Source organism: Pseudomonas oplopanacis (assembly GCF_057128725.1).
The window spans coordinates 887,333-905,212 of sequence record NZ_JBSKHV010000001.1; the positions used below are offsets into that span (position 1 = coordinate 887,333).

Consider the following 17,880-nt stretch of genomic DNA (forward strand, 5'->3'; position numbering starts at 1 on the left):
TCATTCACATCACGCCTGCGCCTGACCTTCAGCCAGGAAGAACCAGGTTTCCAGTACGGAGTCCGGGTTCAACGAAACGCTTTCAATGCCCTGCTCCATCAGCCACTTGGCCAGATCAGGGTGGTCCGAAGGACCCTGACCGCAAATGCCGATGTACTTGCCAGCCTTGTTGCACGCGGCAATGGCGTTCGCCAGCAGCTTCTTGACCGCCGGATTACGCTCGTCGAACAGGTGCGCAATGATCCCGGAGTCACGGTCCAGGCCCAGCGTCAGCTGAGTCAGGTCGTTGGAGCCGATCGAGAAGCCGTCGAAGAATTCGAGGAACTCTTCAGCGAGGATCGCGTTGGATGGCAGTTCGCACATCATGATGATGCGCAGACCGTTTTCGCCGCGAGCCAGACCGTTTTCGGCCAGCAGATCGATCACCTGGCTGGCTTCGCCCAAGGTACGGACGAACGGCACCATGATTTCGACGTTGGTCAGGCCCATCTCGTTGCGCACGCGCTTGAGGGCACGGCACTCGAGTTCGAAGCAGTCACGGAACGATTCGCTGATGTAACGCGAGGCGCCACGGAAGCCCAGCATCGGGTTTTCTTCTTCCGGCTCGTAGAGCTTGCCGCCGATCAGGTTCGCGTATTCGTTGGACTTGAAGTCCGACAGACGCACGATGACCTTTTTCGGGGTGAACGCTGCAGCCAGGGTGCTGATGCCTTCGACCAGTTTGTCGACGTAGAAATCGACCGGATCGTTGTAACCGGCGATGCGCTTGTCGACGCTGTCCTTGATGTCCTGCGGCAGACCGTCGTAGTTCAACAGCGCTTTGGGGTGAACCCCGATCATGCGGTTGATGATGAATTCCAGACGGGCCAGACCCACACCAGCGTTCGGCAGTTGCGCGAAGTCGAAGGCGCGGTCCGGGTTGCCGACGTTCATCATTATCTTGAACGGCAGGTCCGGCATGGCGTCGACGGAGTTTTTCTTGATGTCGAAGCCCAGTTCGCCTTCGAAGATGTAACCGGTGTCGCCTTCAGCGCAGGAAACGGTCACGCCCTGGCCGTCTTTCAACAGCTGGGTGGCGTTGCCGCAACCGACCACGGCCGGGATGCCCAGCTCGCGAGCGATGATCGCCGCGTGGCAGGTACGACCGCCACGGTTGGTGACGATGGCACTGGCGCGCTTCATGACCGGTTCCCAGTCCGGGTCGGTCATGTCGGAGACCAGCACGTCGCCCGGTTGGACTTTGTCCATCTCGGACACGTCCTTGATGATGCGGACCTTGCCGGCGCCGATGCGCTGGCCGATGGCGCGACCTTCAACCAGCACGGTGCCGGTTTCTTTCAGCAGGTAACGTTCCATGACGTTGGCCTGGGTGCGGCTCTTCACGGTTTCAGGACGGGCCTGAACGATGTAGAGCTTGCCGTCGTCACCGTCTTTGGCCCATTCGATGTCCATCGGGCACTGGTAGTGCTTCTCGATGATCATCGCTTGCTTGGCCAGTTCGCTGACTTCGGCATCGCTCAGGCAGAAACGTGCGCGATCAGCCTTGTCAACGTCGATGGTCTTGACCGATTTACCGGCCGTGGCGACTTCGCCGTAGATCATCTTGATGGCTTTGCTGCCCAGGTTGCGACGCAGGATGGCTGGGCGACCGGCGGCCAGCGTGCCTTTGTGGACGTAGAACTCATCCGGGTTCACCGCGCCTTGTACGACGGTTTCACCCAGGCCGTAGGCGCCGGTGATGAACACCACGTCACGGAAACCCGATTCGGTATCAAGGGTGAACATCACGCCGGCGGTGCCGGTTTCGGAGCGGACCATGCGTTGAACGCCAGCCGACAGGGCCACCAGCTTGTGGTCGAAGCCCTGGTGCACGCGGTAGGAAATCGCACGGTCGTTGAACAGCGAAGCGAACACCTCTTTGGCGGCGCGAATGACGTTTTCGACACCACGGATGTTCAGGAAGGTTTCCTGCTGACCGGCGAAGGAAGCGTCCGGCAAGTCTTCGGCGGTAGCGGAAGAACGCACGGCCACGGCCATGTCAGGGTTGCCGGCCGACAGCGTGGCGAACGCGGTGCGGATTTCGGCGTTGAGCTTCTCGGGGAACTCGGCTTCCATGATCCATTGACGGATCTGGGCGCCAGTGCGGGCCAGGGCGTTGACATCGTCGACATCCAGGGCATCGAGGGCGGCGTGGATCTGATCGTTCAAGCCGCTCAGTTCCAGAAAATCACGATAAGCCTGAGCTGTCGTGGCGAATCCACCGGGCACCGAAACACCGGCACCTGCCAGGTTACTGATCATCTCGCCCAGGGATGCGTTCTTGCCCCCCACATGCTCAACATCGTGTTTGCCGAGCTTATCGAGGGAAACTACGTACTCTACCAAGGTGATCTCTCCACTAACTGTGTTGGAAAAGCTCAGGAGCCGGCTGCTCGGGGGAGCGTTTGCCAGCTGTATGGCCTGGACCTGGAAAATAAGTGAGAATGCGGGCCACTGGCGGCCAACAAATCGCGCCTATCATATCCAAGATTCGTCTTTAGCTTAAGGCCCAAGGTGCAAATGAAACGATCTGCTTTCTTTATTTCCGACGGCACGGGCATCACTGCCGAAACTCTGGGTCAAAGCCTCCTGGCGCAGTTCGAAAACATTACCTTCAGCAAATTCACGCGACCGTATATCGACAACGTGGATAAAGCGCGGGCCATGGTACAACAAATCAACAAAGCCGCCGAAAATGACGGCTTCCGGCCGATTATTTTCGACACGATCGTCAATCAGGACATTCGTGAGATCCTCGCTACCTCCAATGGTTTCATGATCGATATTTTCTCGACCTTCCTGGCACCGCTTGAGCAGGAATTGACCGAGCATTCTTCCTACACCGTCGGCAAGTCCCACTCCATTGGCGCCAACACCAATTACATGGAACGCATCGAGGCGGTGAACTTCGCCCTCGACAACGACGACGGGGCCCGCACCCACTACTACGACAAGGCCGATCTGATCCTGGTCGGCGTGTCGCGTTGCGGCAAAACCCCGACCTGCCTGTACATGGCCATGCAATTCGGCATCCGCGCGGCCAACTACCCGCTGACCGAAGACGACATGGAACGCCTGACCCTGCCCAGCGCCCTGCGCGCCCACCAGCACAAGCTGTTTGGCCTGACCATCGACCCGGACCGCCTCACCGCGATCCGCAACGAGCGCAAGCCCAACAGCCGTTATTCGAGCTATGCCCAGTGCGAGTTTGAAGTGCGCGAGGTGGAGAATCTGTTCCGTCGCGAGAACATCCCGCACATCAACTCCACGCATTTCTCGGTGGAAGAGATTTCGGCGAAGATTCTTGTTGAGAAAGGTGTGGAACGGCGGTTCAAGTAATTCTGCGGCGTCTGTCCGGCCGCCTTCGCGAGCAGGCTCGCTCCCACATTTGACCGAGTTCCTTCAGCAGTAATGCGGTCAAATGTGGGAGCGAGCCTGCTCGCGAAGAACGATCACACGGTCTCGGCTAGAGCCCCGGCCAACGCTTCAAACCCGCGCAGCAACAACCGATCATCCCCCGCCGAATTGCACACACTCGCCCGAATGAACTGCGGCACCGCCCCATGCCCCACCGCAAACGCCTCCGCCGTCGCCACCAGGTAATTTTTCTCCTTGAGCTCCGCCGCAATCTGCGACGCCCGCCACGGCTCGGGCACCTCGATCCAGAAGTGCGGGCTGTGGGAATGAGTCTTGTACACCAACCCATCCAGCAACCCCGCGACCAATGATTTACGTCGACTGATCTCGACAATCTGTTGCCCAGACAACTGCTCGGCAACACCGTTTTCGATCCACTGAGTCGCCACTTCCAACGTCAGCGGGCTGGCCATCCAGCATGTCCCCCGCACCGCCGCGCTCAAGCGTCCGATCAACGGTAGCGGCACGTGCAGATAACCGACGCGCAAACCGGCCGAAACGGCCTTGCTCAAGCTGCCAATCAACACCGAGCGCTCCGGAGCAAAATGGCTCAGGGGCAGCGGTCGCTGCTGTGCCAAAACCGCGTGGGCTTCGTCCTCAAAAATCAGCAGATTGTGCTGTCGACAAACCTCCGCAATCGCTTCGCGCCGTGGGACGGACATCACCGCCGCCGTAGGATTCTGGATCGTCGGCGTGCAATACAACGCCGACACGCGATGGCTGCGGCAAACATCCTCCAGTGCATCCGGCATCAGCCCTTCATCATCCATCGCGACACCGATCAACTTGATGCCGAGCATGCGCGCAACGCTGATCAAACCCGGATAGGTCAGGTGCTCCGTGACCACGGTATCGCCCGCCTTCAGCAACGCCATCAAGGCACACAACAGACCGTGCTGACCGCCATTGACGCAGACGATCTGCTCGGCATTCGGCTCAAATGCCTGGTGCCGCAACCAGTGCGCGCCGGCTGCTCGATGGCGCGGCAAACCGGCGTCGGCGGTGTAGCCACTGAGGTGCCGCAACGCCTGTGGATCAAGGGCCAGCGTTTGCAGGCTCTTACTCAGAAGCAGCGCCTCCTGCCCTGGAATCGGCTGGTTGCGGCTCATGTCAAAAAACACCTGCGGCGCTTCGCTGACATTGCGAAACCCACCGTCACGCGCACGTTCCATTCCGCGCTGACGCACATAGGTGCCATCTCCTACACGAGCGACGACCAGGCCCACGCGTTCAAGCTCGCCATACGCACGACTGATGGTGCCGATGGTCACGCCCAGGCTGTCCGCCAACAATCGATGAGGCGGCAATTTGCTGCCGGGTTCGATCACCCCTTCGGCGATGGCTTTTTCCACGGCATCCGCCAGGCGCTTGTACTTCACGCCCAGCCCGTTGGCGAGGCCATCGCGCAGGATTGACACCATGGCAATACTTGCTTTGACAGTCATTGCATCCCCGAATAGCGTGCTTGAAACAGGTGCAATCAGGGATAGACCTTTTGCGGTTGCAGGTCAATTCCGACGATAAGGGAGCCGAGTCATGTCCATCGCCATCAGTGCCACTTCAAGTGTTCGAAAACCCTGGCTGACCGCGCTGGTCACCAGCGTACTGTTCCTGATCGTGTGCCTGAGCTGGGGCACGACATGGCTGGGCATCAAGATTGCCGTCGAAACCGTGCCGCCGCTGACGGCTGCCGGTTTGCGCTTTCTGATCGCGTTTCCGTTGTTCCTCGGCTTCGCCCTGATCCGGCGTGAACCGCTGTTGTTTCCCAAGGAAAGCCGATGGTTTTTCGTGTTCGTCACGCTGTCGTATTTCAGCCTGCCGTATTACTTGCTCAACTACGGCGAGATGCACGTTTCGTCCGGGCTGACGGCGCTGCTGTTCAGCTGTATGCCGGTGTTCATCCTGTTGTTTTCCGCGCTGTTTCTGCGCGAGAAAATCTACCCGTCGCAAGTGCTCGGCATCGCCATCGGCTTTGGCAGTCTGTTCATGATTATCCGCAGCCAAGGCCTGCACCTGGACCATGCGGAATTGTTCGGGGTATTGGCGATTCTCTGCGCGGCGGTGATGCATGCGTTGTGTTACGTGGTGACCAAAAAACACGGCACCGCGATCAGCGTGATTACCTACAACACCCTGCCCATCGGCATCGCCGGGCTGATGTTGTTTCTCGCCGGTTTGCAGATTGAAACGCCCGTGTTCACCGCCATCAGCGCGCGGTCGTGGAGCGCCCTGTTCTATCTGGGACTGGTCGCGTCGGTGGGCGGATTCATCGTTTATTTCCTGCTGCTCAAACGCCTGAGCCCGATCATTTTGTCCTTCGTGTTTATCATCTTCCCGGTGTTCGCCGTGATCATCGGCGCCTGGTACGAGGGGCAACCCTTGTCCCAGGAACTGATGATGTATTCGGCGATTTTGCTGACCGGATTTGCGATCACCAAATTGCCATTGGAAAAGTGGCTCAAAGCACGAACAAATCCACGAAGCGATTGACCGGCGTGGCTTCCAGGGCCGCCTGATCCGTGCACAACGCAACAATCTGCGCACTGCGCTGGGCGGTAAAACGCGTGGCCAGGTTGGCCTTGAATTTCTCTTCCAGCAGCGGGATACCGTCGGCGCGACGACGGCGATGGCCGATCGGGTATTCGACCACCACGTTCTCGGTGCTGGAGCCGTCCTTGAAGAACACTTGCACCGCATTGGCGATGGAGCGTTTGTCGGCTTCGAGGTATTCGCGAGTGAAGCGCGGGTCTTCGACGATGACCATTTTCTCGCGCAGCACATCGATGATCGGATGTGCTGCGTGGAAGTCGTCTTCGTAGTGCTCGGCCACCAGATTGCCGAACGCCAGCGGCACGGCGGTCATGTACTGGAGGCAGTGATCGCGGTCCGCCGCATTGGCCAGTGGTCCGACTTTGGAAATGATGCGGATCGCCGACTCGTGGGTGGTGATGACGATGCGGTCGATTTCATGCAGCCGATTACGAACGTGCGGGTGCAATGTCACGGCTGCTTCGCAGGCGGTTTGCGCATGAAACTCTGCCGGAAAACTGATTTTGAACAGCACGTTTTCCATCACGTAACTGCCGTACGGACGCGAGAAACTGAAGGCCCGTTTGCCTTCGGGCTTGAGCGCCAGATCGTTGTTGGTGTGGCTGAACAACACATCGTAAAAGCCCCACTGTTTGGCCGTCAGCACACCGGGAATGCCCATCTCGCCACGCATGGCGATATCGGCCAATCGCACGCCGCGACTGGTCGCATCGCCGGCCGCCCAGGATTTGCGCGAACCGGCATTTGGCGCATGCCGATACGTGCGCAGCGCCTGGCCGTCGGCGAACGCGTGGGACAACGCCGACAACATTTGTTCGCGGCTGGCGCCCATGAGTTTGGCGGTGACGGCGGTCGAGGCCACTTTCACCAGGATGACGTGATCGAGGCCGACGCGATTGAAGGAATTTTCCAGGGCGATCACGCCTTGAATTTCGTGGGCCATGATCATCGCTTCGAGCACCGCGCGAACGGTCAGCGGTGCCGCGCCATTGGCCAGGTGTTTTTGCGAGAGGTGATCGGCCACCGCGAGAATGGCGCCAAGGTTATCCGACGGATGCCCCCACTCGGCGGCGAGCCAGGTGTCGTTGTAATCGAGCCAGCGCACGATGCAGCCGATGTCCCACGCAGCTTTGACCGGATCGAGGCGATAACTGGTGCCGGGCACGCGGGCACCGAACGGCACGACGGTGCCTTCGACGATGGGGCCCAGGTGTTTGGTGCATTCGGGAAAGCGCAGCGCCAACAGACCGCAGCCCAACGTGTCGATCAGGCAGTTGCGGGCGGTGTCGAGGGCTTCGGCGGATTGGATTTTGAAGGTGAGGACGTAGTCGGCAATGTCCTGCAGGACACGGTCGTACTCGGGGCGGATGTTCTGGTCGACGTTGGCACTCATGTTCGATTCACTCTTGAAGTGGTTCGTTGATGGGACCTCGGTTCAGGTTTTTGTCTCGGCGGTTTGCTGCTTTCTTATTCTGGAAATGGAGATCAACTGTGGGAGCGAGCCTGCTCGCGAAAGCGGTGGATCAGTCGACATCAATGTTGAATGTCAGTCCGTCTTCGCGAGCACGCTCGCTCCCACAGGGTTTTGCGTGAATCAGTTAGAACGAATCACCCGGCACGCGAACGCAACCTTCCATCAACACCCGCGCACTGCGGCTCATGATGGCTTTGTTCACGGTCCATTCACCGTCGACCAGGCTGGCTTCCGCACCCACGCGCAGCGTGCCGGACGGATGACCGAAACGTACTGCATTGCGTTCGATACCGCCCGCCGCGAGGTTCACCAGCGTACCGGTAATCGCCGCTGCCGTGCCGATAGCCACCGCCGCCGTACCCATCATCGCGTGGTGCAATTTGCCCATCGACAACGCACGCACCAGCAAGTCGACATCGCCTGCCGCAATGGCCTTGCCGCTGGACGACACGTAGTCCGCCGGCTTGGCGACGAAGGCTACTTTTGGGGTGTGTTGACGCTTGGCCGCTTCGTCGATGTTCGAGATCAGGCCCATGCGCAATGCGCCGTAAGCACGGATGGTTTCGAACATCAGCAACGCTTTCGGGTCGCTGTTGATCGCGCCCTGCAACTCGGTGCCGGTGTAACCGATGTCTTCGGCATTGACGAAAATCGTCGGGATGCCGGCATTGATCATGGTCGCCTTGAAGGTGCCGACGCCGGGTACTTCGAGGTCATCCACCAGGTTGCCGGTAGGGAACATCGAACCACCGCCGCCCTCCTCTTCCGCCGCCGGGTCCATGAATTCGACTTGCACTTCGGCAGCCGGGAAGGTCACGCCATCGAGTTCGAAATCACCGGTTTCCTGTACTTCACCGTTGGTGATCGGCACATGGGCGATGATGGTCTTGCCGATGTTGGCCTGCCACACGCGAACCACCGCCACGCCGTTGTGCGGGATGCGGCTGGCGTCGACCAGACCGTTGCTGATCGCGAAGGAACCGACCGCCGCCGACAGGTTGCCGCAGTTGCCGCTCCAGTCCACGAAAGGCTTGTCGATGGACACCTGACCGAACAGGTAATCGACATCGTGATCGGCCTTGAGGCTTTTCGACAGGATTACGGTTTTGCTGGTGCTGGAGGTTGCACCGCCCATGCCGTCGATTTGCTTGTCGTACGGGTCGGGGCTGCCGATCACGCGCAGCAACAAAGCGTCGCGGGCCGGGCCAGGAATTTGTGCCGTTTCAGGCAAGTCTTTGAGGCTGAAAAACACGCCTTTGCTGGTGCCGCCACGCATGTAGGTGGCAGGGATTTTGATCTGAGCTGCGTGAGCCATGTGTTCGTTACTCCTTACCTTGAAAACAGACACGGGACTTGAAGTCCCGTGTCTGTACAGCGTGTGTTAGACGGCGACTGCCGACTCTTCGAGGAAGTCCTGGGCAAAGCGTTGCAACACGCCGCCGGCTTCGTAGATCGACACTTCTTCGGCGGTGTCGAGGCGGCACATCACCGGCACATCGAGGCGTTCGCCGTTCTTGCGATGGATCACCAGCGTCAGCTCGGCGCGTGGTGTGCGCTCGCCGATCACGTCGTAGGTTTCGCTGCCGTCGATGGCCAGGGTGTGACGGTTGGTGCCGGCCTTGAACTCCAGCGGCAACACGCCCATGCCCACCAGGTTGGTGCGGTGAATGCGCTCGAAACCTTCGGCGGCAATCGCTTCCACACCCGCCAGACGCACGCCCTTCGCGGCCCAGTCGCGGGACGAACCCTGACCGTAGTCGGCGCCGGCAATGATGATCAGCGGCTGTTTGCGTTCCATGTAGGTTTCGATGGCTTCCCACATGCGCATGACCTGGCCTTCCGGCTCGACACGCGCCAGCGAACCCTGCTTGACCTTGCCGTTTTCCAGAACCATTTCGTTGAACAGTTTCGGGTTGGCGAAGGTCGCGCGCTGCGCGGTCAGGTGGTCACCACGGTGAGTCGCGTAAGAGTTGAAGTCCTCTTCCGGCAGGCCCATTTTCGCCAGGTATTCACCGGCGGCGCTGTCGAGCATGATCGCGTTCGATGGCGACAGGTGATCGGTGGTGATGTTGTCCGGCAGCACCGCCAACGGGCGCATGCCCTTGAGCGGACGTGCGCCGGCCAGCGCGCCTTCCCAGTACGGCGGACGGCGGATGTAGGTGCTCATCTCGCGCCAGTCGTACAGCGGCGCCACTTTCGGGCCGGTGTCTTCGTGGATGGCGAACATCGGGATGTAGACCTGACGGAACTGCTCCGGCTTCACCGAGGCCTTGACCACGGCGTCGATTTCTTCGTCGCTCGGCCAGATGTCCTTCAGGCGGATTTCCTTGCCATCGACCACGGCCAGCACATCCTTTTCGATGTCGAAACGGATGGTCCCGGCGATGGCGTAAGCGACTACCAGTGGCGGCGAAGCGAGGAACGCTTGCTTGGCGTACGGGTGAATCCGGCCGTCGAAGTTGCGGTTACCGGACAGCACGGCAGTGGCGTACAGGTCACGATCGATGATCTCTTGCTGGATCACCGGGTCCAGTGCACCGGACATGCCGTTGCAAGTGGTGCAGGCGAAGGCGACGACGCCGAAACCGAGCTGTTCCAGTTCGTCGGTCAGGCCGGCTTCATCCAGGTACAGCGCGACGGTTTTCGAACCCGGTGCCAGGGACGATTTGACCCATGGCTTGCGGGTCAGGCCGAGCTTGTTGGCGTTGCGCGCCAGCAGGCCGGCAGCGATCACGTTGCGCGGGTTGCTGGTGTTGGTGCAGCTGGTGATGGCGGCGATGATCACGGCGCCATCCGGCATTTGCCCAGGCACGTCATCCCACTTGCCGGAGATGCCTTTGGCAGCCAGATCGGAAACCGCTACACGGGCGTGCGGGTTGCTCGGGCCAGCCATGTTGCGCACCACGGTGGACAGGTCGAAGGTCAAGCCGCGCTCGTATTGCGCGCCCTTCAGGCTGTCGGCCCACAGGCCGGTGGTCTTGGCGTAGTGCTCGACCAACTGCACCTGATCGTCTTCACGGCCGGTGAGCTTGAGGTAGTCGATGGTCTGCTGGTCGATGTAGAACATCGCGGCAGTAGCGCCGTATTCCGGAGCCATGTTGGAGATGGTTGCGCGGTCGCCGAGGGTCAGCGCGGCGGCGCCTTCACCGAAGAACTCCAGCCATGCGCCCACGACTTTTTGCTTGCGCAGGAATTCGGTCAACGCCAGCACCATGTCGGTGGCGGTGATGCCCGGTTGCAGCTTGCCAGTCAGTTCGACGCCGACGCTTTCTGGCAGGCGCATCCAGGAAGCACGACCGAGCATGACGCTCTCGGCTTCGAGACCACCGACGCCGATGGCGATCACGCCCAGCGCATCAACGTGCGGGGTGTGGCTGTCGGTGCCGACGCAGGTGTCGGGGAACGCCACGCCGTCACGGACCTGGATCACCGGAGACATTTTCTCCAGGTTGATCTGGTGCATGATGCCGTTGCCTGGCGGAATCACGTCGACGTTCTTGAACGCCTTCTTGGTCCAGTTGATGAAGTGGAAACGGTCTTCGTTGCGGCGGTCTTCGATGGCGCGGTTCTTCTCGAACGCCTCCGGATCAAAACCACCGCGCTCGACGGCCAGGGAGTGGTCGACGATCAATTGTGTCGGCACCACCGGGTTCACTTGCGCAGGATCGCCGCCTTGCAGGGCGATGGCGTCACGCAGGCCGGCGAGGTCGACCAGTGCGGTCTGGCCGAGGATGTCGTGGCACACCACGCGGGCCGGGAACCACGGGAAATCGAGGTCGCGCTTGCGTTCGATAAATTGCTTCAGGGATTCGGTGAGCGTGGCCGGGTCGCAGCGACGCACAAGGTTTTCCGCCAGCACGCGGGAGGTGTACGGCAGGGTGTCGTAGGCGCCAGGTTGAATGGCTTCGACAGCCGCACGGACGTCGAAGTAATCCAGATGGCTGCCGGGCAGCTGTTTGCGAAATTCTGTGTTCATCGTCAGGACTCGGGTCACGGTAAATACAAAGGGTGGGGCCTGGCGCCAGGCCTGAAATTCACACGGTCCATTGTGGGAGCGAGCCTGCTCGCGAAAGCGGTGTATCAGTCGACATTTGTTTTGAATGTCAGTCCGTCTTCGCGAGCAGGCTCGCTCCCACAGGGTTCCCGGTTCCTTCAGTTAACGGCCTCAGGCCCCCACCATTCAGCGTTGTTCGATTGGCACGAACTTGCGCTGTTCAACGCCGGTGTACTCGGCGCTCGGGCGGATGATGCGGTTGTTGGCGCGTTGTTCGAACACGTGGGCGGCCCAGCCGGTCAGGCGCGAGCAGACGAAAATCGGTGTGAACAACTTGGTCGGGATACCCATGAAGTGGTACGCCGAGGCATGGTAGAAGTCGGCGTTCGGGAACAGTTTCTTTTGCTCCCACATGGTCTTGTCGATGGCTTCGGACACCGGGAACAACACCTTGTCGCCCACTTCGTCAGCGAGTTTTTTCGACCAGCCCTTGATCACTTCATTGCGCGGATCGTTGTCTTTGTAGATCGCGTGACCGAAGCCCATGATCTTGTCTTTGCGCTCGAGCATGCCGAGGGTGCCTTCGATCGCCGCTTGCGGCGAGCTGAAGCGCTCGATCATTTCCATTGCCGCTTCGTTGGCGCCGCCGTGCAGTGGACCGCGCAGCGAACCGATGGCAGCGGTGATGCAGGAGAACAGATCCGACAGCGTGGAGGCGCACACACGGGCGGTGAAGGTCGACGCGTTGAACTCGTGTTCTGCGTAGAGGATCAGCGAAACGTTCATCACCTTGACGTGCAACTCGCTCGGCTTCTCGCCGTGCAGCAGGTGCAGGAAATGACCGCCGATGGTCGGCTCGTCAGTCACGCAGTTGATGCGCTTGCTGTCGTGGCTGAAGCGATACCAGTAGGTCATGATCGCCGGGAATGCAGCCAGCAGACGGTCGGTTTTGTCGTGTTGCTCGGAGAAGTTGTTCTCCGGCTCCAGGTTGCCCAGGAACGAGCAGCCGGTACGCATCACGTCCATCGGGTGGGCGTCGGCAGGGATGCGCTCCAGTACTTCTTTCAATGCTTGTGGCAGGTCACGCAGCTTGCTCAGCTTGCTGACGTAGGCGTCCAGTTGCGCTTTGCTCGGCAGTTCGCCGTACAGCAGCAGGTAGGCAACTTCTTCGAACTGCGCGTCAGCCGCCAGTTCGCGAACGTCGTAGCCACGATAGGTCAGGCCAGCGCCCGATTGACCCACGGTGGACAGTGCAGTTTGCCCGGCAACCTGACCACGGAGCCCGGCGCCACTGAGTACTTTTGCTTCGGCCATTGCTGTCTCCAGTTTCTTGAATTTGTTAGGGAGTAAATCGACTTACTTCTTCGCGGCGAACAACGCATCGAGCTTCTGCTCGAAGGTGTGGTAGTCGATGCGATCGTAAAGCTCCATGCGGGTCTGCATGGTGTCGATGACATTCGCCTGCGTGCCGTCGCGGCGGATGGCGGTGTAGACGTTTTCCGCGGCTTTGTTCATCGCGCGGAAAGCGGACAGCGGGTACAGCACCAGCGATACATCGGCACCGGCGAGTTGCTCGGTGGTGTACAGCGGCGTTGCGCCGAATTCGGTGATGTTGGCCAGGATCGGCGCTTTCACACGGTTGGCGAACAGCTTGTACATGTCCAGTTCGGTGATGGCTTCCGGGAAGATCATGTCGGCGCCGGCCTCGATGCACGCAGCCGCGCGATCCAGGGCAGATTCCAGACCTTCGACCGCCAGGGCGTCGGTACGCGCCATGATCACGAAGCTGTCATCGGTACGCGCATCCACCGCGGCTTTAATGCGGTCGACCATTTCCTGCAGCGAAACGATTTCTTTGTTCGGACGGTGGCCGCAACGCTTGGCGCCGACCTGGTCTTCGATGTGAACGGCGGCAGCGCCGAACTTGATCATCGATTTCACGGTACGGGCGACGTTGAACGCCGAGGAACCGAAACCGGTGTCCACGTCCACCAGCAGCGGCAGGTCGCAGACGTCGGTGATGCGACGTACGTCGGTCAGCACGTCATCCAGGCCAGTGATGCCCAGATCCGGCACGCCGAGGGAGCCCGCGGCCACACCGCCACCGGACAGGTAAATCGCCTTGAAACCGGCGCGCTTGGCCAACAACGCGTGGTTGGCGTTGATCGCGCCGACCACTTGCAATGGATGCTCGCTGGCGACCGCATCGCGGAAACGCTGGCCTGGAGTGCTCTTGTTCAAACTCATGACTCACCTCGTTTGGCTGTCGGGTTAGCGCCGTCCTGGTAATGACGGGCGATATTGCGTTTGGAGGCGCCGATGTGGCGGCGCATCAACAACTCGGCCAGCTCACCGTCACGGTCGGCGATGGCATCGAGAATTCTGTGGTGCTCGGCAAATGCCTGGTGCGGGCGATTGGGTACGGTGGAAAACTGGATGCGGTACATGCGCACCAGTTGATACAGCTCGCCACAGAGCATTTGAGTCAGCGTGCGGTTGCCGCTGCCCTGGATAATCCGGTAGTGGAAGTCGAAATCGCCTTCCTGCTGGTAGTAGCCTCGCCCGGCCTGAAACGCTTCGTCACGCTCATGGGTTTCGAGGACGCGGCGCAGTTCGTCGATTTCTTCGAGGGTCATGCGCTCGGCGGCCAGGCGGCAAGCCATGCCTTCAAGGGATTCACGGATCTCGTAGAGTTCCAGCAACTCGGCATGATTGAGCGAAACCACCCGTGCCCCGACATGCGGCACACGCACCAGCAGGCGCTGGCCTTCGAGGCGGTGGATCGCCTCGCGCAGCGGCCCGCGGCTGATGCCGTAGGTGCGCGCCAGCTCTGGCTCGGAGATCTTGCTGCCCGGGGCGATCTCGCCCTTGACGATGGCCGCCTGAATACGCCGGAAGACGTTTTCGGAAAGTGTCTCCGAATCGTCTTGGGTAATGAGCGGGGGATCCAGTTGATCCAACATATTGTCGACACCTTGAAAGCTGATGCCGCAAAAACTAGCGAAAACAGGCGGCACAGTCAAAGGATAATTCGATATTGTCGACAATCGTCTAATAACCCGCCGCACCATAACAAAGCAGCACAGTGGTTTATAGCCGCCTGCCAGCGCTGGCGCCAGCAAACCACCGTGCTAGAATGCCGCCCGCATTTGTTTGTGACATCTGCACTGTTTGTCACAAACAGGTGATAGGCATACGAGGGAGCTTGCGCAGCAATGCCAGGGCCTTGAATCGACGTACGGACCGCTGCGCGCCAGGATTTATGAGACTCAAGCCCTTCCCGACATTCCTTTATCTACTGTGTCTGCCCGGTTTTGCCGCGGCGGGGGAAAAGACGGTGTACGGCCTCAACGAGTACGCCTCCCTGGACGGCATCGACCTTGAAGTCGCGGCCAAACTCGACACCGGGGCGAAGACCGCCTCACTGAGTGCCCGCGACATCAAACGCTTCAAACGCAATGGCGAGTCCTGGGTGCGCTTTTACCTGGCTATCGACACCGCCCATTCGCACCCGATCGAACGGCCACTGGCCCGAGTCAGCAAGATCAAGCGCCGGGCCGGTGACTACGATCCGGATGAAGGCAAGAAGTACACGGCCCGTCCGGTGATCGAGCTCGACATCTGCATGGGTTCGGCATTACGCAGCATCGAAGTGAACCTGACCGACCGCAGCGCCTTCCAATACCCGCTGTTGATTGGCTCCGAAGCGCTCAAGCGCTTCGACGCGCTGGTCGACCCCAGTCTTAAATACGCCGCTGGCAAACCCGCCTGCGCCACCGACGTACATACCGCAGAGTAATTCCAATGCGCTCTCTTACCCTCCATCTGAAATTGCTGATCGCCATCCTGGTGGTGCTGGGCATTTCAGTTACGGCCTATCAGATCTTCGTGCTCGGCATTCCCGTGACCGAAGACGCCACCGACGACTTGTGGAACATCGACGCCAAGGTCGAGTTCGTCGCCAGTGCCAAGGACCCGGTCAAGATCCAGATGTTCGTGCCGCCCCTGAGCCGCGACTTCGTCAGCCTCAACGAGAGCTTCATTTCCAATAACTACGGCGTGGCGGTGAACCGGGTCGACGGCAATCGCAAGGTCACCTGGTCGGCGCGTCGGGCCAAGGGCAATCAGACCCTTTATTACCGCCTGGTGCTGACCAAGCGTTACTCCGGCGAAAAATCCAAGGTCAAAGGCCCGACCTTCCGCGACAGCATCGCTGTCGAAGGCGCGGAAAAAGTCGCCGCCGAAGCCCTGCTCGCGCCGATCCGCCAGCACTCGGCCGACGTCGAAACCTTCGTCGGCGAAGCGATCAAGCGAGTCAACAACCTCAGCGACGACAATGTGAAACTGCTGCTGGGCGGCGACCCGTCCACTGCGAACAAAGCCAGGATCGTCGAGCTGGTCTTGTCCATCGCCCACGTCCCGGTGGAAAAGGTCCACACCATTCGTCTGGTGGCCGACCAGCCGCAACTGCCTGAACTGTGGTTGCGCAGCTTCAATGGCACTGACTGGCTGTACTTCAACCCGGAAACCGGTGAGCAAGGCCTGCCGACCGACCGCCTGCTGTGGTGGACCGGCGACGAAAACCTGATCACCGTCGATGGCGGCAAAAAAGCCAACGTGACCTTCAGCCTGAACAACAGCGAAATGAACGCCATTCGCCTGGCCAAGCTGACCGACGAAAACACCGACGCCAACTTCCTCGAATACTCGCTGTACGGCTTGCCGCTGCAAACCCAGCAGACCTTCATGATCATGGTGATGATCCCGATTGGCGTGCTGGTGATCCTGATCCTGCGCAACCTGATCGGCATCCAGACCCTCGGCACCTTTACCCCGGTGCTGATCGCCCTCGCCTTCCGCGAAACCCAGCTCGGCTTCGGCATCGTGCTGTTTACGATCATCACGGCGCTGGGGCTGTCGCTGCGTTCCTACCTTGAACACCTGAAGCTGCAAATGCTGCCGAGGCTGTCGGTGGTGCTGACCTTCGTGGTGGTGCTGATCGCGGCCATCAGCCTGTTCAGCCATAAACTCGGCCTGGAACGCGGGTTGTCGGTGGCGCTGTTCCCGATGGTGATTTTGACCATGACCATCGAACGCCTGTCGATTACCTGGGAAGAACGCGGTTCGGGACATGCCATGAAAGTGGCGATCGGTACCCTGTTCGCGGCGTCCCTGGCGCACTTGATCATGACCGTGCCGGAACTGGTGTACTTCGTGTTCACGTTCCCGGCGATCCTGTTGATCCTGGTGGGCTTCATGCTGGCAATGGGTCGTTATCGCGGCTACCGCCTGACCGAACTGGTGCGATTCAAGGCGTTCCTGAAGAAGGCTGACGCCTGATGTTCGGTTTCTGGAAGACCTGGAAGGCCCTGGAAGCCCGGGGCATCATGGGCATCAACCGGCGTAACGCCGACTACGTGCTCAAGTACAACAAGCGCAGCCTGTACCCGATTGTCGATGACAAGATCATCACCAAGGAGCGCGCCATTGCCGCCGGCATTCACGTGCCGGAACTGTATGGCGTGATCTCCACCGAGAAGGAAATCGACAACCTCGATTCGATCATCGGCGGCCGCACCGATTTCGTGATCAAACCGGCCCAGGGCGCGGGCGGCGACGGCATCATTGTGGTCGCCGACCGTTTCGAGGGCCGCTATCGCACGGTGTCGGGCAAAATCCTCGCCCACGAAGAGCTTGAGCACCACATCTCCAGCATTCTCACCGGCCTGTATTCCCTGGGCGGCCACCGCGACCGCGCGCTGATCGAATACCGGGTGATCCCGGACCAGATCTTCAAGAGCATCAGCTACGAAGGCGTGCCGGACATTCGCATCATCGTGCTGATGGGCTACCCGGTGATGGCCATGCTGCGCCTGCCGACCCGGCAATCCGGCGGCAAGGCCAACCTGCACCAGGGCGCCATCGGCGTCGGTGTCGACCTCGCGACCGGGGAAACATTGCGTGGCACCTGGCTGAACAACATCATCACCAAACACCCGGACACCACCAACGCCGTCGATGGCGTGCAACTGCCCTACTGGGACGGCTTCATGAAACTCGCGGCCGGCTGTTATGAGCTGTGTGGGTTGGGTTACATCGGCGTTGACATGGTGCTGGACCAGGAAAAAGGCCCGTTGATCCTTGAGCTCAATGCCCGGCCGGGGTTGAACATCCAGATCGCCAACGATTGTGGGCTGACGCTGCGTACGCATGCGGTTGAAGCGCGACTGGAAGAATTGAAGGCTCGCGGAGTTACCGAGACGGTGAAAGAGCGAGTGGAGTTTGTTCAGGAGATGTTTGGGCATATTCCGGCGATTGAGGGCTGATCAGAGACCGAGTCGCCCCTTTCGCGAGCAGGCTCGCTCCCACACTGGGTCTATGTCGCACCGAAGATCCCCTGTAGGAG

General features: G+C 60.2%; 13 protein-coding genes. 5 read left to right on the top strand and 8 right to left on the bottom strand.

Annotation, left to right across the window (positions count from 1 at the left end):
- Positions 1–9 precede the first annotated feature (9 nt).
- Entirely contained in the window at positions 10–2,385 is a 2,376-nt protein-coding gene (gene ppsA / locus ACWKV5_RS04200; RefSeq protein ID WP_046027056.1) for a phosphoenolpyruvate synthase, read from the bottom strand.
- Positions 2,386–2,559: 174 nt separating this feature from the next.
- On the opposite strand from ppsA, the gene ppsR reads away from it, so the two are divergent.
- Positions 2,560–3,378, top strand: coding sequence for a posphoenolpyruvate synthetase regulatory kinase/phosphorylase PpsR (gene ppsR / locus ACWKV5_RS04205; RefSeq protein WP_483840281.1), 819 nt, complete (start codon positions 2,560–2,562; stop codon positions 3,376–3,378).
- Between the two features lie 113 nt (positions 3,379–3,491).
- Here the strand turns inward: ppsR and ACWKV5_RS04210 are convergent, their stop codons facing one another.
- On the bottom strand, positions 3,492–4,901 hold the full coding sequence (locus ACWKV5_RS04210) for an aminotransferase-like domain-containing protein (protein ID WP_483840282.1): 1,410 nt from the start codon (positions 4,899–4,901) through the stop codon (positions 3,492–3,494).
- Between the two features lie 136 nt (positions 4,902–5,037).
- Between ACWKV5_RS04210 and ACWKV5_RS04215 the strand changes: the two genes are divergently transcribed.
- Positions 5,038–5,946 (top strand): DMT family transporter, encoded by a 909-nt coding sequence (locus ACWKV5_RS04215; protein ID WP_483840326.1) that lies wholly within the window; start codon positions 5,038–5,040, stop codon positions 5,944–5,946.
- Here ACWKV5_RS04215 and prpD read toward each other — a convergent pair.
- The 6 genes from prpD to ACWKV5_RS04245 all read right to left on the bottom strand — a co-directional run bounded on the left by prpD (position 5,915) and on the right by ACWKV5_RS04245 (position 14,434).
- The gene (gene prpD, locus ACWKV5_RS04220) at positions 5,915–7,399 is read right to left on the bottom strand and encodes a 2-methylcitrate dehydratase (RefSeq protein WP_483840283.1); all 1,485 of its coding nucleotides are present in this window, start codon (positions 7,397–7,399) and stop codon (positions 5,915–5,917) included. The genes ACWKV5_RS04215 and prpD overlap by 32 nt on opposite strands.
- 205 nt (positions 7,400–7,604) lie before the next feature.
- Positions 7,605–8,795: a 2-methylaconitate cis-trans isomerase PrpF gene (prpF, locus tag ACWKV5_RS04225; protein ID WP_483840284.1), complete on the bottom strand. Its 1,191-nt coding sequence runs from the start codon at positions 8,793–8,795 to the stop codon at positions 7,605–7,607.
- 66 nt (positions 8,796–8,861) lie between these two features.
- Positions 8,862–11,456 carry a Fe/S-dependent 2-methylisocitrate dehydratase AcnD gene (acnD, locus tag ACWKV5_RS04230; protein ID WP_483840285.1) on the bottom strand — a complete coding sequence of 865 codons (2,595 nt, stop codon included), beginning with the start codon at positions 11,454–11,456 and terminating at the stop codon, positions 8,862–8,864.
- A gap of 204 nt (positions 11,457–11,660) precedes the next feature.
- On the bottom strand, positions 11,661–12,788 hold the full coding sequence (gene prpC, locus ACWKV5_RS04235) for a bifunctional 2-methylcitrate synthase/citrate synthase (RefSeq protein ID WP_483840286.1): 1,128 nt from the start codon (positions 12,786–12,788) through the stop codon (positions 11,661–11,663).
- Positions 12,789–12,830: 42 nt separating this feature from the next.
- Complete coding sequence (gene prpB, locus ACWKV5_RS04240; protein ID WP_483840287.1) at positions 12,831–13,721, bottom strand: methylisocitrate lyase; 891 nt, start codon at positions 13,719–13,721, stop codon at positions 12,831–12,833.
- Positions 13,718–14,434: a GntR family transcriptional regulator gene (locus ACWKV5_RS04245; RefSeq protein WP_483840327.1), complete on the bottom strand. Its 717-nt coding sequence runs from the start codon at positions 14,432–14,434 to the stop codon at positions 13,718–13,720. The genes prpB and ACWKV5_RS04245 overlap by 4 nt, the downstream gene beginning before the upstream one ends.
- A 302-nt stretch (positions 14,435–14,736) precedes the next feature.
- Here ACWKV5_RS04245 and rloA point away from each other — a divergent pair, with 302 nt between their 5' ends.
- From rloA to ACWKV5_RS04260, 3 genes are read left to right on the top strand one after another with little or no spacing between them, the layout of a single operon-like run.
- Positions 14,737–15,273: a retropepsin-like aspartic peptidase RloA gene (rloA, locus tag ACWKV5_RS04250; protein WP_483840288.1), complete on the top strand. Its 537-nt coding sequence runs from the start codon at positions 14,737–14,739 to the stop codon at positions 15,271–15,273.
- 5 nt (positions 15,274–15,278) lie between these two features.
- A complete protein-coding gene (rloB, locus tag ACWKV5_RS04255; RefSeq protein WP_483840289.1) occupies positions 15,279–16,814 on the top strand; it encodes an osmotic stress tolerance membrane protein RloB in 1,536 nt (511 codons plus the stop codon).
- The gene (locus tag ACWKV5_RS04260; protein WP_483840290.1) at positions 16,814–17,800 is read left to right on the top strand and encodes an alpha-L-glutamate ligase-like protein; all 987 of its coding nucleotides are present in this window, start codon (positions 16,814–16,816) and stop codon (positions 17,798–17,800) included. Before rloB ends, ACWKV5_RS04260 begins: the two co-directional genes overlap by 1 nt.
- Positions 17,801–17,880 lie beyond the last annotated feature (80 nt).